General features: G+C 55.7%; 38 protein-coding genes. 36 read left to right on the top strand and 2 right to left on the bottom strand.

Features of this window, described 5'->3' with window-relative positions:
• Nucleotides 1-406: 406 nt before the first annotated feature.
• The 9 genes from CFI10_RS11360 to CFI10_RS11320 all read left to right on the top strand — a co-directional run bounded on the left by CFI10_RS11360 (nucleotide 407) and on the right by CFI10_RS11320 (nucleotide 6286).
• The gene (locus CFI10_RS11360; protein ID WP_206834540.1) at nucleotides 407-847 is read left to right on the top strand and encodes a tellurite resistance TerB family protein; all 441 of its coding nucleotides are present in this window, start codon (nucleotides 407-409) and stop codon (nucleotides 845-847) included.
• Nucleotides 844-1020, top strand: coding sequence for a DUF3927 family protein (locus tag CFI10_RS11355; RefSeq protein ID WP_206834539.1), 177 nt, complete (start codon nucleotides 844-846; stop codon nucleotides 1018-1020). Before CFI10_RS11360 ends, CFI10_RS11355 begins: the two co-directional genes overlap by 4 nt.
• A 470-nt stretch (nucleotides 1021-1490) precedes the next feature.
• Nucleotides 1491-2015, top strand: coding sequence for an HNH endonuclease signature motif containing protein (locus CFI10_RS19460; RefSeq protein ID WP_206834538.1), 525 nt, complete (start codon nucleotides 1491-1493; stop codon nucleotides 2013-2015).
• 262 nt (nucleotides 2016-2277) lie between these two features.
• On the top strand, nucleotides 2278-3237 hold the full coding sequence (locus tag CFI10_RS11345; protein WP_206834536.1) for a hypothetical protein: 960 nt from the start codon (nucleotides 2278-2280) through the stop codon (nucleotides 3235-3237).
• A complete protein-coding gene (gene dnaB / locus CFI10_RS11340) occupies nucleotides 3224-4642 on the top strand; it encodes a replicative DNA helicase (protein ID WP_206834534.1) in 1419 nt (472 codons plus the stop codon). The genes CFI10_RS11345 and dnaB overlap by 14 nt, the downstream gene beginning before the upstream one ends.
• A complete protein-coding gene (locus CFI10_RS11335) occupies nucleotides 4639-4860 on the top strand; it encodes a hypothetical protein (protein WP_206834533.1) in 222 nt (73 codons plus the stop codon). Before dnaB ends, CFI10_RS11335 begins: the two co-directional genes overlap by 4 nt.
• Nucleotides 4853-5341 carry a recombination protein NinB gene (locus CFI10_RS11330; RefSeq protein ID WP_206834532.1) on the top strand — a complete coding sequence of 163 codons (489 nt, stop codon included), beginning with the start codon at nucleotides 4853-4855 and terminating at the stop codon, nucleotides 5339-5341. Before CFI10_RS11335 ends, CFI10_RS11330 begins: the two co-directional genes overlap by 8 nt.
• Nucleotides 5338-5784 carry a RusA family crossover junction endodeoxyribonuclease gene (locus CFI10_RS11325; protein ID WP_206834531.1) on the top strand — a complete coding sequence of 149 codons (447 nt, stop codon included), beginning with the start codon at nucleotides 5338-5340 and terminating at the stop codon, nucleotides 5782-5784. Before CFI10_RS11330 ends, CFI10_RS11325 begins: the two co-directional genes overlap by 4 nt.
• Before the next feature lie 4 nt (nucleotides 5785-5788).
• On the top strand, nucleotides 5789-6286 hold the full coding sequence (locus CFI10_RS11320) for a hypothetical protein (protein WP_206834530.1): 498 nt from the start codon (nucleotides 5789-5791) through the stop codon (nucleotides 6284-6286).
• On the opposite strand, the gene CFI10_RS11315 is transcribed toward CFI10_RS11320, so the two are convergent.
• Nucleotides 6201-7058: a DUF2971 domain-containing protein gene (locus CFI10_RS11315; RefSeq protein WP_206834529.1), complete on the bottom strand. Its 858-nt coding sequence runs from the start codon at nucleotides 7056-7058 to the stop codon at nucleotides 6201-6203. The genes CFI10_RS11320 and CFI10_RS11315 overlap by 86 nt on opposite strands.
• A 156-nt stretch (nucleotides 7059-7214) precedes the next feature.
• Here CFI10_RS11315 and CFI10_RS11310 point away from each other — a divergent pair, with 156 nt between their 5' ends.
• The 14 genes from CFI10_RS11310 to CFI10_RS11245 all read left to right on the top strand — a co-directional run bounded on the left by CFI10_RS11310 (nucleotide 7215) and on the right by CFI10_RS11245 (nucleotide 15714).
• On the top strand, nucleotides 7215-7676 hold the full coding sequence (locus tag CFI10_RS11310) for a lysozyme (RefSeq protein ID WP_206834527.1): 462 nt from the start codon (nucleotides 7215-7217) through the stop codon (nucleotides 7674-7676).
• On the top strand, nucleotides 7657-7881 hold the full coding sequence (locus tag CFI10_RS11305) for a phage holin family protein (RefSeq protein WP_206834525.1): 225 nt from the start codon (nucleotides 7657-7659) through the stop codon (nucleotides 7879-7881). The genes CFI10_RS11310 and CFI10_RS11305 overlap by 20 nt, the downstream gene beginning before the upstream one ends.
• Entirely contained in the window at nucleotides 7881-8249 is a 369-nt protein-coding gene (locus CFI10_RS11300; RefSeq protein ID WP_206834523.1) for a hypothetical protein, read from the top strand. Before CFI10_RS11305 ends, CFI10_RS11300 begins: the two co-directional genes overlap by 1 nt.
• Nucleotides 8137-8388, top strand: a complete 252-nt coding sequence (gene lysC / locus CFI10_RS19455; protein ID WP_425270450.1) for an Rz1-like lysis system protein LysC — start codon at nucleotides 8137-8139, stop codon at nucleotides 8386-8388. Before CFI10_RS11300 ends, lysC begins: the two co-directional genes overlap by 113 nt.
• A gap of 75 nt (nucleotides 8389-8463) precedes the next feature.
• Nucleotides 8464-8817: an HNH endonuclease gene (locus CFI10_RS11290; RefSeq protein WP_206834521.1), complete on the top strand. Its 354-nt coding sequence runs from the start codon at nucleotides 8464-8466 to the stop codon at nucleotides 8815-8817.
• Nucleotides 8818-8922: 105 nt separating this feature from the next.
• On the top strand, nucleotides 8923-9405 hold the full coding sequence (locus CFI10_RS11285; RefSeq protein WP_206834519.1) for a phage terminase small subunit P27 family: 483 nt from the start codon (nucleotides 8923-8925) through the stop codon (nucleotides 9403-9405).
• A 9-nt stretch (nucleotides 9406-9414) separates the two neighbouring features.
• Entirely contained in the window at nucleotides 9415-11127 is a 1713-nt protein-coding gene (locus tag CFI10_RS11280) for a terminase large subunit (RefSeq protein ID WP_206834516.1), read from the top strand.
• Nucleotides 11127-12344 carry a phage portal protein gene (locus CFI10_RS11275; RefSeq protein WP_206834514.1) on the top strand — a complete coding sequence of 406 codons (1218 nt, stop codon included), beginning with the start codon at nucleotides 11127-11129 and terminating at the stop codon, nucleotides 12342-12344. The genes CFI10_RS11280 and CFI10_RS11275 overlap by 1 nt, the downstream gene beginning before the upstream one ends.
• Nucleotides 12322-12975, top strand: coding sequence for an HK97 family phage prohead protease (locus CFI10_RS11270; RefSeq protein WP_206834512.1), 654 nt, complete (start codon nucleotides 12322-12324; stop codon nucleotides 12973-12975). The genes CFI10_RS11275 and CFI10_RS11270 overlap by 23 nt, the downstream gene beginning before the upstream one ends.
• 18 nt (nucleotides 12976-12993) lie before the next feature.
• Nucleotides 12994-14196, top strand: coding sequence for a phage major capsid protein (locus CFI10_RS11265; RefSeq protein ID WP_206834510.1), 1203 nt, complete (start codon nucleotides 12994-12996; stop codon nucleotides 14194-14196).
• Between the two features lie 45 nt (nucleotides 14197-14241).
• Nucleotides 14242-14472 (top strand): hypothetical protein, encoded by a 231-nt coding sequence (locus CFI10_RS11260; RefSeq protein WP_206834508.1) that lies wholly within the window; start codon nucleotides 14242-14244, stop codon nucleotides 14470-14472.
• Entirely contained in the window at nucleotides 14465-14842 is a 378-nt protein-coding gene (locus CFI10_RS11255; protein WP_206834506.1) for a hypothetical protein, read from the top strand. The genes CFI10_RS11260 and CFI10_RS11255 overlap by 8 nt, the downstream gene beginning before the upstream one ends.
• Before the next feature lie 3 nt (nucleotides 14843-14845).
• Nucleotides 14846-15382 carry a head-tail connector protein gene (locus tag CFI10_RS11250; protein WP_206834504.1) on the top strand — a complete coding sequence of 179 codons (537 nt, stop codon included), beginning with the start codon at nucleotides 14846-14848 and terminating at the stop codon, nucleotides 15380-15382.
• Nucleotides 15382-15714 (top strand): phage head closure protein, encoded by a 333-nt coding sequence (locus tag CFI10_RS11245; RefSeq protein WP_206834502.1) that lies wholly within the window; start codon nucleotides 15382-15384, stop codon nucleotides 15712-15714. The genes CFI10_RS11250 and CFI10_RS11245 overlap by 1 nt, the downstream gene beginning before the upstream one ends.
• Before the next feature lie 6 nt (nucleotides 15715-15720).
• Here the strand turns inward: CFI10_RS11245 and CFI10_RS11240 are convergent, their stop codons facing one another.
• The gene (locus CFI10_RS11240; RefSeq protein WP_206834501.1) at nucleotides 15721-16251 is read right to left on the bottom strand and encodes a hypothetical protein; all 531 of its coding nucleotides are present in this window, start codon (nucleotides 16249-16251) and stop codon (nucleotides 15721-15723) included.
• A 304-nt stretch (nucleotides 16252-16555) separates the two neighbouring features.
• On the opposite strand from CFI10_RS11240, the gene CFI10_RS11235 reads away from it, so the two are divergent.
• The 13 genes from CFI10_RS11235 (at nucleotide 16556) to CFI10_RS11175 (ending at nucleotide 26063) form a co-directional block, all read left to right on the top strand.
• Complete coding sequence (locus CFI10_RS11235) at nucleotides 16556-17116, top strand: HK97-gp10 family putative phage morphogenesis protein (RefSeq protein ID WP_206834500.1); 561 nt, start codon at nucleotides 16556-16558, stop codon at nucleotides 17114-17116.
• The gene (gene gp17 / locus CFI10_RS11230; protein ID WP_206834499.1) at nucleotides 17113-17463 is read left to right on the top strand and encodes a tail completion protein gp17; all 351 of its coding nucleotides are present in this window, start codon (nucleotides 17113-17115) and stop codon (nucleotides 17461-17463) included. The genes CFI10_RS11235 and gp17 overlap by 4 nt, the downstream gene beginning before the upstream one ends.
• Before the next feature lie 23 nt (nucleotides 17464-17486).
• Nucleotides 17487-17915 (top strand): phage tail tube protein, encoded by a 429-nt coding sequence (locus tag CFI10_RS11225; protein ID WP_206834498.1) that lies wholly within the window; start codon nucleotides 17487-17489, stop codon nucleotides 17913-17915.
• A gap of 24 nt (nucleotides 17916-17939) precedes the next feature.
• Entirely contained in the window at nucleotides 17940-18296 is a 357-nt protein-coding gene (locus CFI10_RS11220) for a hypothetical protein (RefSeq protein ID WP_206834497.1), read from the top strand.
• A gap of 14 nt (nucleotides 18297-18310) precedes the next feature.
• Entirely contained in the window at nucleotides 18311-18511 is a 201-nt protein-coding gene (locus CFI10_RS11215; RefSeq protein WP_206834496.1) for a hypothetical protein, read from the top strand.
• Nucleotides 18511-20385 carry a hypothetical protein gene (locus CFI10_RS11210; RefSeq protein WP_206834495.1) on the top strand — a complete coding sequence of 625 codons (1875 nt, stop codon included), beginning with the start codon at nucleotides 18511-18513 and terminating at the stop codon, nucleotides 20383-20385. Before CFI10_RS11215 ends, CFI10_RS11210 begins: the two co-directional genes overlap by 1 nt.
• A gap of 3 nt (nucleotides 20386-20388) precedes the next feature.
• Nucleotides 20389-20835, top strand: coding sequence for a hypothetical protein (locus tag CFI10_RS11205; protein ID WP_206834494.1), 447 nt, complete (start codon nucleotides 20389-20391; stop codon nucleotides 20833-20835).
• A 9-nt stretch (nucleotides 20836-20844) separates the two neighbouring features.
• A complete protein-coding gene (locus CFI10_RS11200; RefSeq protein WP_206834493.1) occupies nucleotides 20845-22884 on the top strand; it encodes a hypothetical protein in 2040 nt (679 codons plus the stop codon).
• 3 nt (nucleotides 22885-22887) lie between these two features.
• Nucleotides 22888-23865: a hypothetical protein gene (locus CFI10_RS11195; RefSeq protein ID WP_206834491.1), complete on the top strand. Its 978-nt coding sequence runs from the start codon at nucleotides 22888-22890 to the stop codon at nucleotides 23863-23865.
• Nucleotides 23865-24464: a hypothetical protein gene (locus CFI10_RS11190; protein WP_206834490.1), complete on the top strand. Its 600-nt coding sequence runs from the start codon at nucleotides 23865-23867 to the stop codon at nucleotides 24462-24464. Before CFI10_RS11195 ends, CFI10_RS11190 begins: the two co-directional genes overlap by 1 nt.
• A gap of 92 nt (nucleotides 24465-24556) precedes the next feature.
• Nucleotides 24557-25120 (top strand): LamG-like jellyroll fold domain-containing protein, encoded by a 564-nt coding sequence (locus tag CFI10_RS11185; RefSeq protein ID WP_206834489.1) that lies wholly within the window; start codon nucleotides 24557-24559, stop codon nucleotides 25118-25120.
• Nucleotides 25117-25632: a hypothetical protein gene (locus tag CFI10_RS11180; protein WP_206834488.1), complete on the top strand. Its 516-nt coding sequence runs from the start codon at nucleotides 25117-25119 to the stop codon at nucleotides 25630-25632. Before CFI10_RS11185 ends, CFI10_RS11180 begins: the two co-directional genes overlap by 4 nt.
• A 113-nt stretch (nucleotides 25633-25745) precedes the next feature.
• Nucleotides 25746-26063: a hypothetical protein gene (locus CFI10_RS11175; protein ID WP_206834487.1), complete on the top strand. Its 318-nt coding sequence runs from the start codon at nucleotides 25746-25748 to the stop codon at nucleotides 26061-26063.
• The last annotated feature ends 228 nt before the right edge of the window (nucleotides 26064-26291 follow it).

Raw genomic sequence — 26291 nt, 5'->3', positions numbered from 1 at the left:
CCTTTTTTGAGCGCCTTCGTTGAGGGTGCTGAAGAAAGCTGACGGGAGATCCAGCTTAGCCCGGCGGGATTGTCGGGCGCATCCAACGCATGTGAGCGACCCGGCGGCAGGGGATATATGCCGACTGGCGAATAGCTGTGAAGTCGGTGGCCAGACATGAAACAACCAGGCAGCAGCAGATCGACGGGGTTTCACTCCTTTACCCGGGCGGTCTCCTGAAAACACAGGGTCATACAGCTGCAGTGGGGCAGCGCCTTGAATGAGTAGGGTCGCGGACAGCCCGGAAAGACGGGTAACAACCGAACAGCACCTTCGGCCGCTGGGTTTTTATCCTGTCCCGTAGGCAAGGAAGAGGGTGCTGTTCAGTTGCTAAAGGGGCAGCTTAACCAACGGTGAGGAAATACAAATGTTTGGATTTTTCGGCAAGAAAGCAAAGGCAGCAAAAGCAAATCTGCACAAGGTTGAAAATCGCGACCTGATGGAGGCGATTGTCGCCGGATCAATCATGGTGGCTTTTGCTGACGGCGAGTGCGAAGACAGCGAGCTTCAGAACCTGGAGAAGCTGATCGCCGCCAATGAAAACCTGAAGCACTTCGGCAGCGAGATCAACACCACTATTGGCCGCTTCATGCAGATGTTCGAGGCCGGTCCTCGCATGGGCAAGATGAAAGCCATGCGTGAGCTGGATGACATCAAGGCCAGCCCGGAAGAGATCGAAGAGGCCTTCGTCATGATGATCGAAATTGCCGAAGCTGATGGTCAGATCGAGCCGGAAGAGCTGGCGATCCTGAAGGAAGTCGGCCAGAAGCTGGGCGTGCGCCTGTCTGACTTTGGTCTCGCAGCATGATCGACCAGAAAAATATTCGCATTGGTGCCGCAATCTTCCTGCTGTTCGCTGTGATCGCGGTCGATTTCGCCTCCAAGTTCATGTCAATCATCTTTGACGGGGTGTTTGTTGCCCTGGTTCTGGTAGTGCTCAAACCCATGATTTGGGGCGCGAAGGATAAAGCCGAGCAGTAACGGTTGGCCCGCATCCCCTTGCGCGGGCTAAGGAAGCAGGGGGCAACGGAAAGAGCGCGGGCGTGCAAAAAAGTAGCTACCCACTCGGCTGAAGTCCTGAACCCGAACAGGGCCGAAAACACGGGAGCGGACCGCTCTTTTTCCGTTGTGATGAATGCGCAGGCTAACTGCGGATGCGTAGCTGATAGGACGGAGTAAGACGAGACTCCACGACTCTGCAATTGGTGACGATCGTCGTTAAGCCAGCAGCGAAAGTCAGCATGCCGGGATCAGCACCGGCCACCACAACAAGATCGAGGCAACTGCCGAAAGGAGGGTGATCGATCTCGCCGCTGCAGCGTGAAGCAGCAAGGACGGCCCCAGCTGTGAAGCTCGGAGTCGGAACCGCGGGGGCACAGTACACGCTGCCATAAGCCTCGCCGGATGGCGTAACCGGCACCGAATTTCAGGCAAAAGAAAAAGGTTTCGTGATGGAAAAGCTTACGCAATCAGAGCTGAAGAAACGCATCCGATATGACCCCGATACCGGTGAATTTACCTGGATAGGTAAATGCAGAAGTTGCTTGATTGGTCGGGTTGCAGGGTGTCTTGACGGTGAGGGTTACCGGTGCATCCAGATAAATAGAACTCGATATATGGCTCACCGCCTCGTCTTTTTGTATGTGCATGGCCAGCTGCCGGATAGGCAGGTTGATCATATCAACGGGGTCAGAGACGACAATCGCATCGAGAACCTGAGAATCGTTTCGCAGGGGGAGAATCTCAGAAACAGTTCTCGATCCATTGCCAATACGAGCGGAAAAACCGGGGTTTGTTGGTGTAAGAGATCCGAAAGATGGGTGGTTCACATCGGCGTTGACGGCAGTCTCAAGCGACTTGGTAGCTCAACCAATTTTGAAGAAGCCGTGAGATTGAGGGAGGAGGGCGAAGACCGGTACGGGTATCACAAGAATCACGGTCGCGATCCAATCAGAACCACAAAACAATCTGCATAAACAGAAAGAACCCCGGTGCACCTTTGCTGGGCAGCAAACACCGGGGTTCTCACACAGGAGCTGAGTATGTTCCAGATCAGACAAAGATTCAAGGATTGGTGGCTGGAGTGGCGTATACGTCAGTACAGCCAGCGTGCGGTCAGGGCCCTTAAGTCGGGTGATCGCTCAGATGCGTGTTGCGCAATGGATCATGTTCGCCGTCTTCAATCGACACGATCCCCAGGGCAAATTGAGCGGATGGAGCGCCGCATAGGAGGTTGCCGTGGGTAACGTGGTATCAATTCAGCAGGCGCGTATGAAGCGAAATCAGGCCGGTGGTGATGAGGTTCTGGACGGTGGTTATATCAAGCTGTCCAGACGCATTCAGGACTGCGCCTTTAAGCGGGATCCGGATCGGTTCGCGCTGTGGGTGCACATGCTCCTGGAGGCGACTCACAAGCCTTACAAGACGCTCTTGGGCAATCAGACTGTTCAGTTGCAGGTTGGGCAATTTGTGTCAGGTGTGCGCGACCTTGCTCGAGACACCGGCAGCACTGAGCGCAAGGTTCGCACAAGCATTGAGTATTTCGAGCGTGAGGGAATGATTCTGCGCGACACCTCAAACCGTTTGGGCACCGTGTTCACCATCGTCAAATACGCTGATTATCAGGGTAAAAATACCGTTTTTGGCGACACACCTACGACACACCTAAACGACACACCAAGCGACACGCTGAAAGCCAGATATGGCGAGGCCTCCGGCGATAATGCGACACACCAACCGACACACCAGCGACACACCAAAACGACACGTATACAAGAAGACAATAAATATACTTCTCCTTACGGAGAAGAGTGCGAATCTGACGATTCGACACACTCCACGCCGCAGGAAAAATCATCTCGATATCCGTCATGCCCTCACCGGGAACTGTTGGCCCTTTGGGCAGAGGTAATTCCGGAGACTGTCCAACACAACCCCAGTGAGTGGAGATCTGGCCGAGCGGGGTACAAGGCTCTGGCAGCTCGTTGGAAGGCTGGTTTCACGACCATGAAACGCGATGGCGTCACACCCCTGTACACCGATCGGGAGAGCGGGATGGCTTGGTGGCGGTCGTTTTTCGAGTATCTGCGCAAGTCTGATTTCCTGATGACCAAGTGCCGGCCGTTTTGCCTGGAGTGGGTGGTCAAGCAGGAGAATTACCTGAAGACCAAGGAGGGCAAGTTCCATGACAAGCCCTGAGTATGATTACGGCTACGAGCAGCTTGAGATGGCAGGCGCTGCGCCGGCATACAGCATGGAAGCAGAGCAGGCGGTACTGGGTGCGCTGCTGATGACGGGCAGCCCGGATGCCGTGGACGCGCAAGACGTGGCCGACATGCTGCAACCAGAGGATTTCTACTCCGGCCTGCACCAGGATGTGTACGCGCTGATTCTGAAGCGCATGGGTGCCCGCGAGCCATTCGATGCGGTGATCCTTTCCGAGCTGCTGGATACCAAGCACCTCAGCCCTTCTGATCGCCTGACCTACCTCGTCAATCTGGCCCGGAACACGCCGAGTGCTCGCAACCTCAAGGCGTACGCCAAGGTGATCCGCGAGAGGTCGATGGAGCGGATAGCGTGCCAGCGCCTGCGCACGGCACTTGAGTTGATGCAGTCAGGTGAGGGTGAGGCGCTGGAGCGTATTGAGCGGGCCAATTCGCTGCTGGCCGATATCACCGCTGAGTCGGCTTCTGATGCCAATCACTTGGTTGGCATGACCGAGGCTGTGAAGGATTACGTTGATTTTCTGGAGTGGCGTTTCGAGAACCCAGGCATTCACGGCCTGACCACCGGCCTTGAGCGTTTGGATGCTCGGTATCAGGGCTGGAAGCCTGGCGATCTGGTGATACTGGCGGCAAGGCCATCGATGGGCAAAACCACTATGGCGCTCGGAATCGGCGCTCATGTAGCCATGCAGAACAAGCAAACGCTTGTGTTCTCGCTGGAGATGCCGCGCCGTCAGCTGGTGCAGCGCCTGATGGCATCAGTTGGGCATATGCCTCTGAGCCGCCTGAAGGACGCCAGTGTGTTGAGTGATATGGATCACAGCCAGAGCCTGACGGTTACTGCTCGCCGCCTGATCCAGTCGAGCATGCTGATCGATGACACCGGCTCTCTGGATATTGCTGATCTTCGCAGCAGGGCCCGAGTGGCTCACAAGCGTAAACCGGTGGATCTAATCATCGTGGATTATCTGCAGCTGATGACTGACCGCACTGAGCGCGACCGATTCCAAGTGGTGTCCGCTGTTTCCCGAAAGCTGAAAGCGCTGGCCAAGGAGCTGGGCTGTGTCGTTTTGTGCCTGAGTCAGCTGTCCCGTAAGTGCGAGGAGCGCAGCGATAAGCGGCCCATGAACTCCGATCTGCGTGAGTCCGGTCAGATCGAGCAGGATGCCGACATCATCACCATGTTGTACCGCGATGAGGTCTACAACGAGGCGAGCGAGCGCAACAAGGGGCTGGCTGAAGCGATTACCACGAAGTTCAGGGACGGAGAGGTGGGTACCGACTATCTGGCGTTCCTCGGCGCACAAAACCGATTTGATAATTTGTCTCGCATGCCGGAACCACCTCATCAGGTGCCAGCACAAAGGGGGTTTGAATGAGCACTGAAGCGCGTATCCATGAGCTGGAACAGAAGCTCAAGCTGGTCGAGGAAATCATCCAGCAGGCTGTCACCAACAAAATCAGCGTCGGCGATCTGACAGACGGTGGTATCGGTGAGGTGCTGAATGACCGGACAGTCTGCGGCGTGACCCGCTACAACAATCTGGAGGCGGTGATTATCCCGATCCACCTGCTGCGGAGGTATCGGGATGGCTAACTCAATCACGATCCGAACAGGCGAGCAGCAGCGACCGTTGATGATGCGTGTCTGGCAGATGGTAACCGAAATGATCAAAGGCGGACCGGTGGTGATAACCCTGACACGGGAGAGCAAGACCCGTGAAATGGAGAAAAAATATCACTGCATGATCAACGATATCGCCAAGCAGGTGACGTTCTTCGGTACCAAGACCTATGCGCCGGAGATCTGGAAAGCCCTGCTCGTTGACCGGTTTGAGCAGGAAAAGCTGGCCATGGGCGAACCACTGGCGCACCCCGGGCAGTTGATCACCAGCATGGATGGACGGCGCACCATCACTGTTCGGCCAAGCACGACACAGTTCCGAAAGCATGAGGCGGCCGAGTTCATTGAGTTTCTGTATGCCCAAGGCTGCGAGATGAAGGTGAACTGGAGTGAGCCGGCACTGGCCGTGTACCAGGAATACCGGGAAGCGATGCAGGGGAGGTCGGCGGCATGATCGAGTTCTTCGTTCCCGGCAACCCGCAGGGCAAAGGGCGTCCGCGTGTGGGGCGTGTTGGTGGCCATGCCCGAATGTTCACCCCGCAGAAGACCGTTGCCTATGAAAGCCTGATTTCGCTGGCGGCACAACAGGCGATGGAGCAGGGCAGTATCCAGCCACTGCAAGGTCCGGTGTTGTTGCAGATGACCATGCTGCATGCGGTACCGAAGTCGTGGTCGAAGAAGAAGCGTGAGAAGGCACTGACCGGTTACATCATGCCGACGGTGAAGTGTGACGCGGATAACTGCCTCAAGGCAGTGTGCGATGCGCTCAACGGTGTGGCCTGGCGGGATGATACACAAGTGGTGGATGTGTTTCTGACCAAGCGGTATGCCGAGGATCCGCAGGTGCGGGTGAAGATTTCGCCGGTGGATGCAGAGCCGGCGCAGGGGAGGAGCTAAGAGGATGGCGGTTGATAAGGAAATGAGAGCAAGGATCAATAAGCTGATCGACATCTACTTGAACTGGCTGGAAAGCACTACGCACAACGCGGGTTGGCATCAACCGTCTACGTTGCAGATGATGATCGAGTATCGTGGACAGCTTCCAGAGCGGACTGGCTGTGACAGATCGAACGAAAAGATGATTGCCGAGATCCGATGGATTCGAGAGCCGCACGCCAACCTGCCGATTTCCCAGTATCTGTTCGGCGTTCAAGCTGGTGAAGGAGTTGTAGATCACAAGTACGTAATACCGCTGTTGGCGAGCAGGTTCTACCGCAACCACCCAGAGCGGGTGATCGCGGAGCGGATAGGAATGACATTTGATCAGTATCGAGGGAGAGTTTCGAAAGGGCTTGAAAAATCTACCGAGGAGCTCAGTCGTGTTGATCGTCTGAGTTATCTCTGTTCTGCTCATCAGCTCTTGGATGGTTCGGGACACGCAGCTCAAAATGCCCATTAACTGGCTCCGCCCGGAACAGAGAAATATGGTCTGAAGGATGTATCTTGCCGTTGTGAATTGATATCGCGTTTTCGAGTGAGCTTAAATCATCATCGCTCATGCGCATACCAGCGATAACTGAGCAAAGCCGTCTCGGCGTATAAGGATGGATTCCAGGCCCTCTGTTGATATCAACTACGCGGTGTTCTTGTTCATATGACCAATGAAGACTTTTTGTGAGACAGGCCCGAATCGATGGCTCGACAGGGTCAGGAAGGGGTGGCTTGAGCGCGGGTCTATCGTTGGTGTACTCAACTTTGAAAGCCACAAGGTGTCGACCTGCATCCTGGGCAATGTGTTCTGCATAGAGTTCAGCCCAAGCTTGCTTAGCAGCTGTGATTGGGATTTTAAACTCGACAACGAATCCTGTGTGGTGGTTTGCATAGTGAGCCCACATGAGAAGGTTTGTTGGTTTCGTAGTTAGTGAGACTATTCCGATTGAATCAATCTGCTCCTTCCACAAGGTACCGTCCTCAATTTTTTTCTGTAATGCGCGAGCATATTTCCGCTTATTCATTAGTCGTTTTGCAGGAGTAAAATCACCGCCACGGCCTCTGGTTGATTGAAGTGAGTATTTGACAATGTCTGACGCTATAGCTGGATCAATGTCAGGCGCGCAGTCGAAGGGGTCATTAAACTCGCTCGGATGAGTATATTTAAGAGTGTTTTCTGTGATGATGCGTAACGATCCTTCATTGTAAGGCACGTACTTATAGAGATAGAGATGCTCCATACCGACTCCCTGTATAAAATCACAGTTTTTGGTTGATTTTCTGCCCAAGAAATCCTACCTTAATTACTAACGTGGCCGTAGTGGCTGCAAACGAATCCAAGGCCTCGCAATCGCGGGGCTTTTTCATTTCTACCCCGTCTCAAGATCATCCACACCATGCAGAAGAAAACATGGCTTGCCATCGCATTGACAGCAGTGGCGGGCTTTGAAGGTCTGCGCACGACTGCTTACATCGATCCGGTTGGAATCCCGACTATATGCTTCGGTCACACGGCTGGCGTCCAGATAGGCGATCAGAAGACCGTTACCGAATGCGAAGCGTTGCTGACTGATGAGGTTGTGGACTTTGGCCTGCAGGTGAGCAATCGCGCCAAGGTGCCCCTGTCTCACCCAGAGCAAGCCGCTTACACCAGCTTTGCCTACAACGTGGGTATCGGTGCTTTCGAGCAGAGCACACTGCTGCGCAAGCTGAATGCAGGTGATCGGGTCGGTGCATGCAATGAGCTGCCGCGGTGGGTATACGCCAAGGGCATCAAACTACCAGGGCTGGTGAAGCGCCGCGCAGCAGAGCGCGAGTTGTGTTTGTCAGGTCTGAGCAATGCGCACACATCAAGATAAGGAGCGACGCGTGAACCTCGACCAGCACACCGACATTGCACAACGGGTGGCTGCAGGCCTGACGTACACGGTATCTGGCGGACTTGTTTTGGGTGATGCCCTGCAGTGGCTGAACAATAACGCAGGCGCTGTGGGCGCAATCATGGCCATGCTCACGTTCGGTATGAACTGGTACTACCAGCACAAGCGCAACAGGGAAAAGTGATGCAGACCCGTCTGTTGATCCTTTTGGCTGCTGCAGGTGTGGTATGTGGTCTGATCTGGGCGCTGATGACCATTGGCGAGCTGAAAGCCGAGGCCCGTCAATCTGAGCAGGCGATTATTCACCTGAACAACACCATTCGACAGGAGCGTGAACGCTATGAGCAAACCGATCGAATGTTGGCTGACACTGCCCGTCAGCGTGAAGACGCCAACCGCCGCGCCAATGAACTGGCTGGTCAACTACGTGCGCTGGCTGATGCAGATCCGTGTATTGATACTCGCATTGGCCCTGATACTGCTGAGCGGGTGCGCCAATACCGAGCCCACCCCCAGTTATCTGAGGGAGCCGGTGCCGCAGGTGTGGACTGATACGTTTACACCACCCGAACTGAACGGCACGTACGGTGACTATATGGCGCAGTGTGAGCTGATCATCCAGCAGTGCAATGCCGACCGAACCAGCGTCAGGCGGTGGTCTGATGAAGCGACCGAGGAGGTTGAAAAGTGATCTGGCATATCTATCGAATGTATGAAGCGAGTGCCCGTGCCAATGCTCGCATCGCTCTCGCCTGGCTGAACCTGTATGCCAAGTAAACCGCCGCGTCCATGCCGGGCACCAGCCTGTGGCCGTAAGACAACGGCTGCACATGGATACTGTGAGGATCACGCTCATCTGCACAAGCCGTGGGGAACCCGCAAGGGATCGGGCCGTGGTGGCCGACCCTGGCGGCGCAAGCGCGATCATGTGCTGCAGCGTGACAAGGGTCTCTGTCAGCCGTGTCTGAAACAGAACAGGATCAGCCCGGCTACTCAGGTAGACCACATTACTCCAGTGGCTGAGGGCGGTACGGACGCGGACAGCAACCTGCAGGCGATCTGCAAGGCCTGCCATGACGTGAAGACGCAGGCTGAGGCGAAGCGAGCGCAGCAGGGGTAGGGGGGTGTGAATCTCTGCAGGAAAAGTGCTCGGACACCGCCGCCCAAGTCATTTTTTTACAGCCGCGAAATTGAAAATTAAATCCGGCGCGAACGGTTCTCATCTATGACACGCGGACGCAAGGCCAAGCCAACCAATCTCAAGGTCCTTCAGGGCAACGCCGGCAAGCGAAAGCTGAACGATGCCGAGCCTACCGCGGATGCCCTTCAAGAAGTACCGGCTGCTCCGGGCTGGTTGTCCGATCGCGGCATGGAAGCATGGGATCATCTCGCCGCCTGGCTGGTCGGCTCCAAGATTCTGACCGCCACAGACCTGCATAACCTTGAGGCCTTCTGTTCAGCATACGGCCGCTGGCGTGATGCCGAAGAGCTCTATGCCAAAGAGGGCGCCGTGGTTACAGGCGCAACGGGCGGCCCAGTTAAGAACCCAGCTGCCACTGTAATCAATGAGTCCCTGAAGCAGATGGCTATGTTCGGATCCGCGCTCGGGCTCGACCCAGCCAGCAGGGTACGTCTCGCTGTACCCGGCGGGGGCGATGACAGCAACCCATTCGCCGAATTGCTCGGCAAGAAGCGGGGCGGGAAGTGATGAGACTCCATGGCCAGTTATCCGAACGTCAATGCCGCGAACAAGTATGCGCGGGACATCGTTGCTGGCCGCATTGCTGCATGCAAGGAGGTGCGGCAGGCGTGTAAGCGCCACCTCGATGACCTGAAGGCATCAAAGAAACGCAGTTACCGGTTCACATTCGACAAGGATGAAGCCGAGAAAGCCTGCGTATTCGTTCAGCTGCTGCCCCACACAAAGGGTCAGTGGGCACGCGAACGAAAGCTGATCGAACTGGAGCCTTGGCAGAAGTTCATATTCTGCTGTGTGTTTGGATGGGTGAAGAAGAAAGACGGCCTGCGCCGTTTCTCTGAAGCTTACTGTGAGATCCCGCGAAAGAACGGCAAGTCCGTCATTGCCGCTGGCCTTGGCATCTACATGCTGTGCGCCGATGGCGAATACGGTGCCGAGGTCTACTGTGGCGCGACCACAGAGAAGCAGGCATGGGAGGTGTTCCGCCCGGCCAAGCTCATGCTCGAAAAAACACCGGCGCTGAAAAATGCCGCCGGCATCGAGATCATGGCCAAGAACATCAGCATGCCCGCTGATGGCAGCCGGTTTGAACCACTGATTGGCAACCCGGGTGACGGTAGCTCTCCCAGCTGCGCGTTGGTTGATGAGTACCACGAACACGACAGCCCTGATCTCTACGAGACGATGATGACGGGGATGGGCTCGCGTGAGCAGGGCCTGATGTTCATCATCACGACAGCAGGCTTCAACCTCGCCGGTCCCTGTTACGACAAGCGCCGCCAGGCCCAGCAAATGCTGGACGATGTCATGCCGAACGATGAGTTGTTCGCCATCATTTACACCATCGATGCTGATGATAACTGGCAAGATCCGGCCACCCTGCGCAAGGCTAACCCGAACTTCGGCGTATCGGTCAGCGAAGAGTTCCTGCTCAAGCAGCAGCGCGACGCCATCCGGTACCCAAGCCGGACCAACGCATTCCTGACCAAACACCTGAACGTCTGGGTGTCGGCCAGAACTGCCTGGCTCAACATGGCCGACTGGCATGCCTGCGGCAATCCGGATATCACCCTGGATCAGATGACCGGCCGCGACTGCTGGCTGGGTGTCGACTTGGCCAGCAAGACCGACATCGCTTCAATCGGCCTGCTGTTTCGCGACAAGCTGGAATCAGGCCGCGATCGGTGGATTGTGTTCACCCGCAACTACCTGCCGGAAGGCGCAATCGAACGCGCTGGCAACAACCGGGCCGCTTACGAAGCTTGGCAAAACGCCGGCCACTTGGTCGTCACCGACGGGGAAGAGATCGACTTCGACCAGATCCGCGAAGAGATCCGCGACTTGGCCGCACTATTCCAGATTAACGAAATCGCCTACGACCCCTGGCGCGCCACTCAGCTGGCCCACCAGTTGATGAAGGACGGCGCCGAGATCGTGGAATACCGCAACACCGTCCAGAACATGAGTCCGCCTATGCGGGAGATGGAAGCGGCGATCACCGGGAAGCGCTTCGTCCATAGCGAAGACCCGGTGCTCACCTGGATGGCCAGCAACGTCACGGCCAAGTCGGACGCCAAGGACAACATCTACCCGCGCAAAGAGCGCAACGAGAACAAGATCGACGGCATCATCGCCATCCTCATGGCGTTGGGCAGGGCCATGAACTCAGACGCACCCGGAGACGAAACCCTCTCCGACCACCTTGAACAGTACGGAATCAGGACGCTTTGATGGGCATCATCTCCAAGATTTTCGGACGTAAGGCATCACCTGATGTGATCGACACACCCGAAAAGCTGGCTGCCTACCTGGGCGTCAGTGCCGAAACCTTTACCGGCCGGCAAGTCACAGCGAAGACTGCCATGCAGCTGGTGACCGTGTTTGCCTGCATTCGCGTGTTGTCCGAATCGGTCGGCATGCTGCCGTGCAAACTGATGACCGAGCAGGGCAACACCCGCAGGGCAGCCACCAGCCATCCGCTGTATGAGCTGCTGTCACTGGCACCGAACAACTACATGACGGCACAGGAATTTTGGGAACTGGTCATTGCCTGCCTTGGACTGCGTGGCAACTTCTACGCCTACAAGGTCGTGGTGATGGGCAAGGTCAAAGAGCTGTTGCCGATCGATCCGGGCGCGGTCAAACCCAAGATTCTCGATGACTGGTCAATCGTATACGAAGTGACCTTTCGCAACGGCACCAAAGACGTACTAACACAGGATGAGATATGGCACGTTCGCACCCTGACACTCGACGGCTTGACCGGTCTGAATCCAGTGGCCTACGCACGGCAGGCAATCGCCCTGGGCCTGGCTACCGAAGAGCACGGCGCACGCCTGTTCAAGAACGGTGCAGTCACCAGTGGCGTACTGCACACCGAACAGCGCCTGAGTGATGACGCATTCAAGCGCCTGCAGAAGCAGTTCCAGGAAGATCATGCAGGCCTGACCAACGCCCACAAGCCCATGATTCTTGAGATGGGGCTGGACTGGAAACCGGTTGCGCTCGATCAGCAAGACAGCCAATTCCTTGAAACGCGCAAGTTCCAGCGTGACGAAATCTGCGCGATCTACCGAGTGCCACCGCACATGGTGGCCAACCTCGAACGGGCCACCTTCAGCAACATCGAGCACCAGGCCATGAGCTTCGTGAACTACTCGCTGGTGCCATACCTGACCCGCATCGAGAACCGCATCCGGGTCGGGTTGCTCAGCAAGCAGGATCGAGCAACCCACTACGCCAAATTCAATGCAGGTGCACTGCTGCGCGGTGACCAGAAGAGCCGCTTCGAATCCTACGGCCAGGGCATCAACTGGGGAATCCTCAGCCCGAACGAATGCCGCGATCTGGAAGACCTCAACCCACGTGACGGAGGCGATATCTACCTGACGCCCGTCAACATGACAACACGACCGGAGGCCAGCGATGCTGACAACCAAACGCCTTGATGTGCCGCTGACCATCAAGTCCGTCAACGAAAAGGGCGAGTTTGAAGGCTACGGCTCCATCTTCGGCAACAAAGACTCATACGATGACATTGTCGTGGCTGGCGCTTTCAAGGCCAGTCTTGATCGATGGCAGGAAAAGGGCCGTCTGCCCGCACTGCTCTGGCAGCACAACATGCAGGAACCGATCGGCGTCTATACCGAAATGCGTGAAGACGACGTGGGCCTATACGTGAAAGGCCAGCTGCTGATCGATGACGACCCCCTGGCCAAGCGTGCCCATGCCCACATGAAGGCTGGCAGCCTCAGCGGCATGTCGATCGGCTACGTGCTGAACGACTGGGAATACGACCGCGAGAAAGAAGCCTGGCTGCTGAAAGAGATCGACCTCTGGGAAGTCTCCCTGGTGACCTTTCCGGCCAACGACGAAGCCCGAATTTCCAACGTCAAAAGTGCATTGGACCGTGGCGAGATGCCGCGTCCATCGGACGTTGAACGCGCCCTGCGAGAGGTAGGGTTCAGCAAGGCGCAAGCCCAGGCCTTCATGGCCAAAGGCTACGGCGCCATCGCACCGCGAGATGCGGAGCAAGCAACAGCACTGCAATCCCTTAAATCACTGTTAACCCGCATCTAAGCGAACGAGGTATTTACCATGGCTATTGAATTGAAAGACGTACAGCAGGTTGCTGAAGAACTCGGCGGCCGCTTCGAAGAGTTCAAGTCCAAAAACGACAAGCGCCTGGAGGCGATTGAATCCGAAAAGGCGGCACTGGCCGGCACCGTTGATAGCCTCAACGAAAAGCTGACCGATCTGGACGCCTACAAGAAACAGCTTGAAGACGAGCTGGCTGCACTGAAACGACCGGGCGCCCCGGGTGCCAACAAGCATCAGAGCGAACACAAAACCGCCTTCAGTCAGTTCCTGCGCAAGGGCCACGAAGACGGTCTGCGCGAACTGGAGCAGAAAGCCCTGCAGGTGGGCGTGGATGCCGATGGTGGCTATGCCGTGCCGGAAGAACTGGACCGCACCATCCTGGACGTGGAACGCGATGAATCGCCCATGCGTCAGGTGTGTAACCAGATCACCGTCTCCACAAGCGATTACAAGAAGCTGGTTAACCTGGGCGGTGCAGGCTCTGGCTGGGTCGGTGAAACCGATGCCCGCCCGGCCACCAACACTCCGACACTGGCCCAGATCGCGGCCTTCATGGGTGAAATCTACGCTAACCCGCAGGCTACACAGACCAGCCTTGATGACATGTTCTTCGATGCTGAAGCCTGGTTGACTCAGGAGGTCGGCCGTGAGTTCGCTGAGAAAGAGGGCAGCGCTTTCCTGCTGGGTGACGGCACCAACAAGCCGAAGGGCATTTTGGCCTACACCCTGGCCACTGCCAACGACGCAACACGCGCCTTCGGCCAGCTCCAGAAAATCCACTCTGGTACTGCCGGTGACTTCGACTCTGACGACATCATCAAGCTGATCTACAGCCTGAAAGCTGGCTACCGCCGCAACGGCCGTTTCATGATGCCACAAATGACTGTCTTCAAGGCGCGTACCCTGAAGGACGGAAACGGAAACTACATGTGGCAGCCGGGCCTGCAGCTGGGTCAGCCGTCAACTCTGGCCGGTCACGCTCTGGTTGAGAACGAGGATGTTCCAGCGGTGGCAGCGGATGCCAACGCCATGCTGTTTGGTGACTTCAGCCGCGGTTACACCATCGTGGATCGCACCGGCGTGCGCGTCCTGCGTGACCCTTACACCAACAAGCCGAACGTGGGTTTCTACACCACCAAGCGCGTTGGCGGCATGGTCACCGATTCCAACGCCATCAAGGTGCTCACCCTGAGCGTGTAAACCTAAGCCGGGGTGAAAGCCCCGGCATCACCTGAGGACTGAACAATGCCGATTATCACTGTAAAAGAACCGTTCAAGTTTGCCGAAGGCGGCAACACTGTCATTGAGTACGGCAAGGGCGTGCACGAAGTCAGCGAGCGCTGTGCCGAAGTTGCCATCGAACAACTCAAGGTGGCCACCGAGGGCGGCAAGCTGCCGGAGCAGAATGCAACCAATGATGGCGGTGACGACAACGATGACACCAAAGCCACCAAACCGGCCGGTAAAAATGGCTGACACAAACCCAGCGCCCCTCACCCAAGAGCAGGCGCTGGACCTCATTGAAACCCACCAGATCGGCCAGGCCGAAGTCATCGCGCTGCGCCGTGCCATCTGTGGGTTTGTGGTTGATGCCAACGGCACCGAACACCGGCTGGAAGAAACCTGCGAGCACCTGCGCACTGCAGACCAGCGCCCGGGTGCAGGCGGCAACTTCATCGATCAGGCCAAACGCCGCATCGGCTCAGCCATGGCGCGCAAGAGAGGCGGCCACTGGTGCGGTGACTGCGGTTGCCCGCTGGCCAAGAAAACCACCATAGGGTTTGACTCGATCTCGTCACAACCTGCAATTTACGAACGGGCCCGCTGCCCCCTGAAAAAGTGGTGAATCATGATCACCCTGGATGAAGCCAAAGCGCACCTGCGTGTTCAGCACTCAGCAGAAGATGCGCTGATCACCGCACTGATCGACTCGGCCTACCGTCACGCAGAAACCCGCACCGGCCGAGTCTTCGACACGCAGACCCGGACGCTGGTGCTGGATGGTTTCGGCTCAACGGCTGGCGCCATCGAACTGCCCTGGACACCCGTGCAATCCATCGACAGCGTTGAATACGTTGACCCCGATGGCGTCACCCAGACCCTGCAGACACCACCGCTGCGGCTGGAAACGCGTGCGCTGTACCCGTTGCTCATGCCCCAGTGGGACACAGACTGGCCAGCCACCATTGACGAGCCAGAAAGCGTCACCATAACCGCCACCGTAGGCATGAATGAAACACCCGCAGACGTACGCGCCGGCCTGCTCCTGCTGATAGGCCACCTGTACGAAAACCGTGAATCCGTCGTAATCGGCACCAGTAGCAGTGAGCTGCCCATGGGTGTCTCCATGCTACTGGATCCGTACCGAATCATGAGGGTTGGCTGATGCGCTCAGGACGCCTCAATACACCGGTAACCTTCGAGCTCAAGGCCGGCGGCAAGGACCAATACGGCCACCCAACTGACGACTGGCAGCCGGTACCCGGGCTGGTCGATATCTGGGCCAACGTCAAACCGATCACCGGCCGTGAACGCTGGGCCAACCAGCACATGACCAACACCGCCACACTGGCCGTCACCATCCGCTACCGCGATGACATAACCCCCGACATGCGCATCGCCTTCGGCAATATGCGCCTCGAAATCGTTGGTCCACCGATCAACCTGGACAACCGCAACCGCGAGCTGGTGATTACCTGTGAAGAGGACAGCAACTGATTTGGTTCACTTAGGTGCGGAGTAGTAATAACCATCGACAATCCCGGTGTATCCGGCAGAGCCAAGCATCATTACCCTGTCGCCACCAAGGTCTTTTCTGAAAAAATAGGTGATGTTGGTGCCATTTTTCTTTGGGTCGAAACCGGCGCGGGTAAGTCGTTTAACGCTATCTTGCACCATTGCCTTACCCATCATTTCGACCGCTTCAAGCGTAACGCTCTGATTGGCTGGCCAATAAACCCAAACATCAATTTTTCGATCTGTGAAGTCACCATACTCGAATCGCCATCCATCGCTACGGAAGCTGTCGCCCGGATCTATCGCGGCCTTCATGGCTGCAGTGGGCTTAAACTCTTTCGGCGGCTGTTGAGCCGCTGGTTTTGACGTGGGTTCAAGCGCTGCCGTCGTCGGCTGTTGGGTGGTTGGGTTTGATTGCGAGGATGTCTTTGTCTCACCAGAGAAAAATAAGATGTTTGAAATGAAAGCAGCTGCACCTATGAACATCAAGGCTTTGCAAATCCGTATAACACTGTCCATATCGACTCCATTCTGAGTAAAAACAAATAAGCAACATAGCACAGACTTAGACATGGCTCGACGGGATTTATGCCTTCCAGTGCTGAAGGCGAGCGAAGCAACTGTACAAAAATACACGTAAATCTATACATATCGCGCCTGCTGGCGCTGTGGCATATGGCGCTTCGTCGCTACATTGAGCCTGTTGTACCAATGTAGTAAGTAATCTGCTGCACCAAACCACCCGAGCCCGCCATTGCGGCCTCGGGCGAAATGCTTTCAAAACCCGCCATCGTGCGGGTTTTTTATTGCCCAAGGATACGTCATGGCGAAAGCGACAAATTACGAAGTTCAAGGTCTGCGCGAATTAGAGCAGGCGCTGAAAGACCTGGGTGATCAGGTTGGCGTTAAAGTGTTGCGATCGGCACTGCGTGATGCAGGCAAGCCGACACTCGAGCGGGCGAAAGCACTTGTGCCAGTCTCAGACTCTGCCCACAAAGGATACAAGGGCAAAGTACAGCAGCCGGGCGAGCTGAAGAAAGCCTTGAAAATCCGCACGCGGCTGAGTCGCCGAAACCACTCAGTGTTTGCATTTATCGGTGTGCGGTCGAAAGAAGCATATTACGCCCAGTTTGTTGAATTCGGCACAGCGCCTCACTACGTGACGCGGGGTGCCAAAAGATCGCGCGGCACCAAATCAGGTGCCAAGCACAGAAGCAAGCCAAGGCGCATGCATCCCGGTGCAAAACCGCACCCGTTTCTTCGCCCAGCCTGGGACCAAACAAAGCACAGCGCATTAAATATTTTCAAATCCAGAATTCAACACCGGCTACAGCTGGCACAAAAACGTGCAGCCCAAAGGGCGGCAAAGGCTAAGTTATCGTGAACGAGCAACAGCTTTATACGGCTCTGAGCACCAGTGCAGATATAACACAGATTGTGAATTCAGATGATATTTACAGCGGATATCTTCCAGAAAGCGCAAAACTTCCGGCAGTGACTTTTTATTATGTAAGCTCTGATCCCGATAACACATTGCATGACGGTTATACAGGGCATGCCTTAAGCCGTTATTCGATCAATGTATGGTCAAAAAGCTACCCACAAATTCAAGAATTACGCGCTGCGGTTAAAGCCGCAATGGCGGGTCATGTATTGCAAAGCGATATACCCCTGCATGAACCAGACAATCAGCTTTATCGCTTTGTTCTTGATTACACCCTGTACGACTGATAGCAAATAAGCGAGGTATCAAAATGCCAATCCCAACACTTAATACCCGTATTTATATCCGTGATGCTGCAGGCACAACGGATATTGAAATCAAGGGCCACACCTCAATCTCGGGGCTTGATGGCGAGCGCGCAGAAATTGATGAAACAACCCTTCTGGACGAGGCAGAGGTTGTAGCGCTTGGCATCAAACGCTATGGCTCTGTGTCATTGGCCATGTTCCATGAGCCAGATGATCCTGGCCAGCAAGAGCTTGAGTCTGTGTATCAGTCAGGTGAGAAGCGGAAGGTGAGCTGGCTTCTACCTAATGGAACAGCTCGAGTATTTGATGCTTACGTGAAAAACTTCCCGTTTGAAAACGGTGAAATCGATAACCGCTATAAATCGACTATCAATGTTCGCGTAAGTGGCGATGTCGTCAAGGTTAAAAACTTCACACCGGCAACACCTTAATAATCCTGATAATAAGAGGTTGGTATGGCAAATCTGACGCGTGATGAAATACTGGGGTCAAATGACCGCAAGACAAAAACCGTGCAAGTATCAGAATGGAAAAAGGGCGGTGTTGTAACTGTCATTACATGGAGTGCAAAACAACGGGATCAGTTTGATACCTATGTTTTCAAAAACCGTGAAAAGGATATTAACCTGCGTGCCGTATTTGCGGCAATCAGCATTATTGATCCTGACACGCGGGAGCAGCTATTTACAGTCGATGACATAGAAGCGCTCGAACAAAAGTCAGAGGCTCCGTTAACCCGTGTATGGGAGGCCGCAGCAGGTCTTAACCCGGTACTGACAACACAGTTTGAGGAGATCGGAAAAAACTCCTGATCCGGCCGCACAGAATGTTTTTATTCCAGCTGGCGGACCGGCACGGAAAAAGCGTCAGGCAGGTAGAGCAGGAATACCCGCCTGACGAAATACTGGAATGGATTGAATTTCGGCGCATTCAGGACGATCAGGAATACAGAGACTTGCTGATGCAGTCGATGCGCACCCCTTCAGAGCAGGCTGACTGGATAGAACGGCAGCTGGGAGAGAAGTAATGAGCAAGGCAAATCTGGCCACACTGGTGGTGACGCTGGGCGCCAACTCTGCCCAGCTGGTGGAGCAGCTCAAAACCACAAAAAACAGCGCCAAAGAGTGGGCTGGCTCCATGAAGAGCATTGCCTCAAAGGCTGGCATTGCTTTTTTTGGGGCTGTTGCTGCCGCTGGTGCAGCTGGTACAGGATTCATCGCGATTGTTGAAAAGCAGGCAGCCCAACTGGATGCCTTGGCGAAGAAGGCGGATAAGCTTGGGATTGGTACTGCTGCCCTTCAGAAACTGGAGTACCAGGCAGAGCTGACCGGTGTGGCTCAGGACACGCTTGGTACCGCCCTGCAGCGCATGACTCGGCGTGTAGCGGAAGCAGCTGGCGGGACAGGCGAGGCTAAAAAGGCTATTGCTGAGCTTGGGCTGGATGCAGAAAAGCTGGCAAGTATGTCGCCTGACCAGCAGTTTTACGCGATAGCTGAAGCGATGAAAGAGATACCCAAGCAGGGTGATCGTATCAAGCTTGCTATGAGGATCTTTGATACCGAAGGTGTTGGTCTGGTAAACACTTTTGCCGCCAACCTTCAGGATCTTGGTAAAGAGTTTGATAGCCTTGGGGTTGCTATCACTCGCCCGCAGGCGGCAGCGGTTGAGGCATACAACGATGCAAAAACAAAGCTGAGCACTATTTTTACGGGCTTACAGCAACAAGTCACAGTTGGTGTTACGCCAGCCATGGAAGTGCTTGTGAGTAAGACCGTAGAGTTTATTCAAAAGATGGGGGGCATAGAAAGCGTTGCACAAGCAATGACGACCGGTGCGCTCACTGCGATTCAGAAGATTGTTCAGGGATTTGAGACGCTGATCAACATGATCAACGATGTGAAATTGGCGTTCAACACCATTGTCGGTACTGGCCAGATAATGGGCAGCTACATATCAAAGGGTGTGGCAAAGGCGGCAAGTGTTGCGAAATACACGCCCAATGGCGCGTTTTTGGGTGCGGATGAGTTGGAACGTAAGGCGCTGATGATGGCCGATGCCTTCGATTCCGCCGCTGATGGTACAGCGGCTGCGCGTGTAAAAATGGTACAGGATGCCGCAGAGCACTCTGCACGGATGAAGGAGCTAATTGGTTCAGTTGGCAAGGCGAAGGAAAAAGTTATTGAGGGCTTTAACAAGCAAGAAGGGGGCGAGGAGTCCGAGCAGGTCACACAATGGCGCAACGAGATAGCAGCCCTACAGCAGCAAATTATGAATTCTCCGGGCCAAAATGTTGCGCCTGTTCTGGCTGAAATCAACGCTCTGAAAGACAAAATAGTCCAAGCGAACGATCCCGTAGTTACCTCAACCGATGGCAATACATCGGCAACCGAACAGAACACGCTGGCACTCAATGCCGCTGCGGCTGCAATGGGAGCAAAGCAAGGCTCTGGCAACAGCGCTTGGGATAAAATCTTCGGTGGGCCCAAGGATGGCAAAAAGCAGGGTGATCAAGTCGATCAGAACTTTTCCCGTGCTGCGCAGGAATATAAGCGAGCAATTGAGAACGGCGCGACGGGCACTGCCGAAGCGGCAGCAAATCGCATGAAAGAGATTTTGGAATCCTTCCAGAAAAACCCCTTCGGCCACTCGGCTGCAACGGCCGACATAAATGGCAAATGGGGTACAAGCACCGGTCGTGCCGATCAATACGATGTTGCAGGTATGCAGCGGGTGATGGATGCGCTGTTGAATGGTCAGTCTGAAAAAGACTTGGGCACGCTGACATTGAACATGCAGTCAGATAATGGCACCCAGACGGCTCGATTAAATGGCGAAAGCATGGAGCTCAGAAACCTTGTGAATTACTTCCAACGCGCCGCCCACGCAACCCCAGGAGCCTAACGAATGGCCAGCAACTTCAAACTGTACGAAGACGCCGCCGGTACTGTCCCGCAGGGGGCGACCAAGGGGCTCACGCACAACGCTAACTTGGGCGACAACCCCAAAGACTTCATCGTCTACCTCATGAACAAAGACGACGACCCGCTTGATGCCGGCTCGCTCACCATGTTCGATCAGGCCAACCCCGGTGTCGATCCGATCATGATCTATGCCGAGGATGTCGCCCCAGGGGCAGGGCACGAGGTGACCGAAATCACCCTCGCGCTCAGCGCTGCCGAGCTGGGTACCAACAACCCCGGTGATCCGCTCGCACTGGGCACCCAAATCCTCAGCGGCGTCAGTAACGCCGTGGCCATCCATGTGCGTATCGTCAACGCTGTTACCACTGTCAGCATCTCAGACGAGCTTGAAATCTGGCTATCCCCCACCGTCGAAACCGCATCCGCATAACAGGTCGCCATGCCACTCAATCGCCATACGCTCAACAGCCGCACGCTGGGTGGTGCGCCGGCCTACTTCGGTCAGCGCTACCCGGCACGCAAGCTGCTCACGCTTGAACAGTCGGTGTATACCGAGCACCCAGCGCGTCAGTTGCTCACCCTGCGCCAAATCGTGGCGTGGCGAATCACAGCGGCACGGCGTGTCATGCGCCTGCGGCAGTCGGTTGTATCATGGGACGAATACCCTGCCCGCAAACTGCTGGGCCTGCAGCAATCGGTTGTGCGTCGCGTTCCGGCGCGCAGCCTGCTAACCCTGCGGCAGCAGGTGGTAGACCCGGCCGCCCCGGTCAGCACCCACGTTCCACCGGCACGGGTGACAATCGGCAAGCTGGACGTAACCGGTCAAACCAAACTGATGACCCAAATCGTCATCACCCACGGCGAAGATCAGCCCAGCACCGCCACATTCCACCTGCGGTTTGATATCGATGTTGAAATCAACATCCCGTCGTTCCACGGCAAAACCGTCGAAATCGACGTGTACAGCGATCCGCGTGATGCCAACAGCCCAATGATTCGGCTGTTCACCGGCTGGGTGAATGATGCCCGGTACGACCGCCGTACCCGCGCCGTTGTGTTCGACTGCTCTGACCTGCGCGGCGAACGCCTGGGCGAAGAGTCAAAGCAAGACCTGCTTCAGCTTACCCAGGCCGTCTACTCAGAGATGACCCAGCGCGAAAAAGCCGAGGGCAACGAGTTCGTCAATGAGATGATGAAAACCGTGGCGGGCACGCTCGGGTACACCCGTGACGGTGCGCTCAATTTTTATGAGTGGGGCACCAGTGGCAAGCCGATCGACTGGACGCTGACCAACGGACAGGTGCACCGCGACGATATCACTGTTGATTTCCAGACCCGCGACGAAATCAAAAACACCGTCACGGTTGAGATTGCCTACCGGTACTACGCGCTGCGCACGGTCAAAACCAAGGTCAAGGGCCTCAAAGGGCTACATGACTTTTTCACTGATGGTAAGGGCAGCTTCCTGCGCGAGGCGATCATAGACCGCATTCAAAACGGATTCCGCCCGTGGTTCGCCACCAGTTACAAGGTGTACGGCACTCCACCACCCGGTGGGTATGGCCGCACCCAGCAGGGCATCAAAGAGTTTTACGTCACCGTGCAGCGCCTCGATAAGGCGCTGGGCTACGAAGCCGATCTGGAGCGCTACATCGCACAGCCGGTGTCAGAGCATTACACGCTCAAGGTCACTGCGCCCCAGTCCGTGCGGGCGTATCGCAAGGAAGTGAAAGGCTCGCAGCTGTCTTTCAGCATCGAAAGCGAGTTTGACACAGCGAAGTTCGAAGACCGCGAAGCCACATACGACGAAAGCAAAATGAGCCGCCCCACCGGCTGGACGCAGTGGCCCACCGGCGGAACGCTCGCCTCGTTTGAAGACGCCGTGGCCGTAGCGACCTACAACGCCGCCACCACCGACGGCGGTACCGTACCGGTCGCAGACGAAAAGCGCCCACTGTTCAACGCCGGCATCGGCGCTGCCGTCAAAATTGCGGCAAAAGAGATCGTCCAAAGCCATCGCAAAAACTACATCGACGGCCTGTGCCGTGGCCGGATCATCGAAGCCGAACTGGGTCAGATCGTCCACTGGGATACCCGCGTCGTTAACGCGGTCGGGCAGATCAGCGGCATCACCTACACCATCGGTGATGCTGTGCGCGATACCCGTATCCGCACGTCCATAAGCTACATGGACGACACCGGCGCAGCCCCTGTCGCGGACTGGTCCCTGCCGGCCATGCCTGCGCTGGCGGTACCGAAAGACAAAACCGAAATCCCCAGCAAGCAGGTGCGCGGAAACGTGTTCAGCGAGCCGGGCGAGCTGTCCGTCTCAATCAACTACGACCCTGAAAACGGCAGCCTCGACGTACCCGCGCCCGAAGTGCCCGAGGAATACGTGGACGAAGCCAAAACTGAAGCCGAGCACACATACGAAGTGCCGCTTGAAAACGCCAACATCACACTGATCAACGGGTGGTAACCCATGAGCGATACAACAGCCCTCAAGGGCCTCGCCAGCGCGATCCGTAAAATCGCCTGGCAGCCCGAAGAGATCCGCAGCAACCTGCGCGCCCTGCGTGCCGTCGGCATCCTGCCCGAGGTGATCGCCACCTGTATAGCGGGTGAGGAGGAAGAGGGCGCGTGCTGTAATCCTGACTCAGACGTGCCTGGCGAAGATGAGCCACCGGCTGATCCAGATGCCGGCACCATCGACGGCGAACGCCCCGACGATGGCAACACCGAAAAGGGCATGGATGGTAACTTCAGAATGCCAGATGGGACAATTGCGCCGTGGGATAACCAGCCGTGTACGCCGGATGATTCGTGGGAGTTGGGTAGATACTGGAGGGTTAGGAATGTTTTCGGGTCGGGCATTCAGAGCAGATCCGCTGGGAAGACAACAGCTATATCTGACTACATTTCTGCGGCTTTCTGCCCCGGTTGTGCGTTTGATGCGCAATCCGCATCTGTCACTGCAGAGAGCTGCACCAGTAAGTATTTCTGCACAATAACAATCACATGGATAGAAGCGGACCCACCACATAGGTCAATAAAGTCGTATGCTTATGTTGAACACAATCAGTGCGAAGCAATGACTGCGGCTTACTGTCAACTGACCGAAGCCCCCTGCGTTGAAGATCAGTTTTGGCAACACGACGGCAAATGCCAAGAAGCGCTGATCAACGGCGCTTTTATTCCGCACCCGAAAGACCCCGATTGCGCAGGCCGCGCCCCGCAGCACTACCAAATCATGTGTGAGGGTGAGCGCTGCGTTGCCTACGTGCCCACCGCCGATGGTGGCCACATGCGGGTAGACCTCGATGAAAACGGCCAGCCGCAGGGCGATGTCCGGTTTTACGGGGCTGATGGCAAATACAGCGACTCGCGCAGCTACAGCAAAACCAATTTTCGCAATAACGCATACGACTCAAGCACGTTGCCGCAGGAGTGGGTACGATAATGGCTCGCCGATACCTCGATAACTACACCGCCCGCATCACAACCGCCAGCGTCAGCACCGGCGCGACCACCTTCGATGTCGACATCCCGCCGCCCGCGCTGGCAGCAGGGGACTACTACGAAGTGACGCTGACAGACTCGCTCGATGCGCCCACAAAAACCGAAAACGTCTGCATCACCGGCGTATCAGGCACCACGCTCACAGTGCTGCGCGATGTAAAGGGTACAGGCGCGCAGACGTGGGCAGCGGATGATTTTGTCGACCTGCGCCCGACAGCCAGCGCGTTTGAAGTGATTGATGGGGTATTGCTCAAAGACTACACCGAAACCATTAACGCCACCGCAGGAGCCACCCTAGACCGATCAACTGGCGGTATTCAGCGGCTCAATATGGGCGCGAACACTACGCTCAACTTGTCAGATCTAACAGCCGGTCAGTCTGTCATGTATCGGGTCACAGGCGGCACTACGTACACGCTTAGTTATACAGGCTTGGGCGCATGGTCTGACGGAACTACACCAACATTATCCACCACACACTACCTTGAGTTTGTGCATGACGGTGTTGAAGTTGTTGGATTTGATTGTGGGGGTCGATGATGTTGCATCACAGATTGAGGGCGGCTAGTGGGGCGCGGGATAGTGGTGGAGGTGGTGACATCCCGACAGACGGACTGCTCGCACATTACACGATGGAAAACGTCAGTGGTAGCACGCTGATTGATGAAACTGGGAATCACGACGGTACTATATATGGTGCTACGACTGGGGTTGGTTATTTAGGTTTTGACGGTTCTGACCGGGTAGATATAGCAACATTAATAGCAAATCCGCAGAGTTTTTCTTTTTTCGTTGACGTAACGCCGGATTTAATTCGCACAGCGCCGTATGAGAGCGGCGTGGTACACATGATTGATGGCTATGGTGCTGTTACACTAATATTCCAAAATGGTACCATTAAATTTTACTTGTACGATGGGTCTTTCACGATACTGACAGCCCCTGCGACAGCAGGTATCCGGTATAAAATTATTGCACAGTTTTCTGGCGGGGTGGGAGAGTTGTATGTAAACGGGGGTCTCGTTGATTCGGCTGGCGGAATAGGCTCAATCCTGTATAGAGGTGATGAGTCTGGTCGAAGACTGGGCAGTAACTATAACAACTTATCTAATTATAGGCTGGATGGTAAAATATGGGAGTATGCAGAATATAATCGACTGCTAACTTCGGCAGAAATATCGGAGCATTTCGCATGAAATACACAAACGGAACCTTCACCGGCACCTACAACCAGTGCCGCGAGCATATAAACGCGTCAATCCCGCGAGAGCATCCTGAGAATTGGCCTGACGGGCCGTGGACAGTGGTTGAGCTTGAGCCCGTTATTTATGTGCCGGATCTGAAGACCGTAAAAGAGCAGGCGCAGGCAGAGCTGGTATACATCTTCGAGAAGCGTGCCGAAGAGATCGCGGGCAAGTACCCGTGGTTTGAACGTGATACATGGCAGCAGCAGGAAACCGAGGCGCTGGCGTATCAGGCTGATCCAAACACGCCCATGCCCCTGCTCACCGGTATCGCCACCCAGCGCGGCATAACAGTCGCCGAGCTCGCCCAGCGTGTGATCGCAAACGCTGCCGCATGGCGAGCCGTAGCACCAGACCTGTGCGGGCAGCGTCAGGCCGCATCTGATCAGATTGAAAATGCCGAGACAGCTGAGGCAGTGTGGCAGCTCATGGAGTCGCTGCGCAACCCGCCAGCCGAATCGTAACCCGACCGCAAAGCAGGTCAGGGTAGTAAAACCGTCTCAATCCGTTACCATAATGGCAGGTGAGCGCACAGCGCAGGATGTACACCCTCTCATGGACCCAACGGAGCGAGACAATGATACGGACACTCACCGCAGCGGCGATCGCTGCAACACTGTCACTGACTGCACCCATGGCAGCAGCCAGCGACATACGCGTAAACGGCGGCAAAGACATCATCCGGAAGGGCGACCAGGCATCAAAACTGCCGCGCTATCTGGGGCGGCCTGACTACTCAGAAGTGGGGCGCGTGTGCAGAAAACCGTCAATCGCTGAATGTAAACGCGATAACAACACAGCATGGGGCCGGATCTATCAGTATTATCTCGACGACAAGAACTACCAGATCGAAGTCTACGACGGCACGATCACCCGCATCCACTGGACGCGGTAACCCGCCTCAATCAGGATCAGCAGCCGCCCGGTGCAGCTGCTGATTCTCCTCTCGCAAGACATCAAATGAGAAAGTTATCGGAAAGGCAGTTGTCCCGATATTGTCCCTGAAAAATTAATGCGATTTAGTGTTTTGATTTGTAAGAGGTTTTTACAGGGGTTTCCAGTCCATCATTGGTGCGACAGAAAATCGCCGGCTGATACTGTCAGGTGTCGAAGAGGGATTGGA

This window comes from Marinobacterium iners (assembly GCF_017310015.1).
In the GTDB taxonomy this organism is placed as follows: domain Bacteria; phylum Pseudomonadota; class Gammaproteobacteria; order Pseudomonadales; family Balneatricaceae; genus Marinobacterium; species Marinobacterium iners.
Note: the sequence above shows the minus strand (reverse complement) of the source record. Positions and strands in the feature narration are given on the sequence as shown.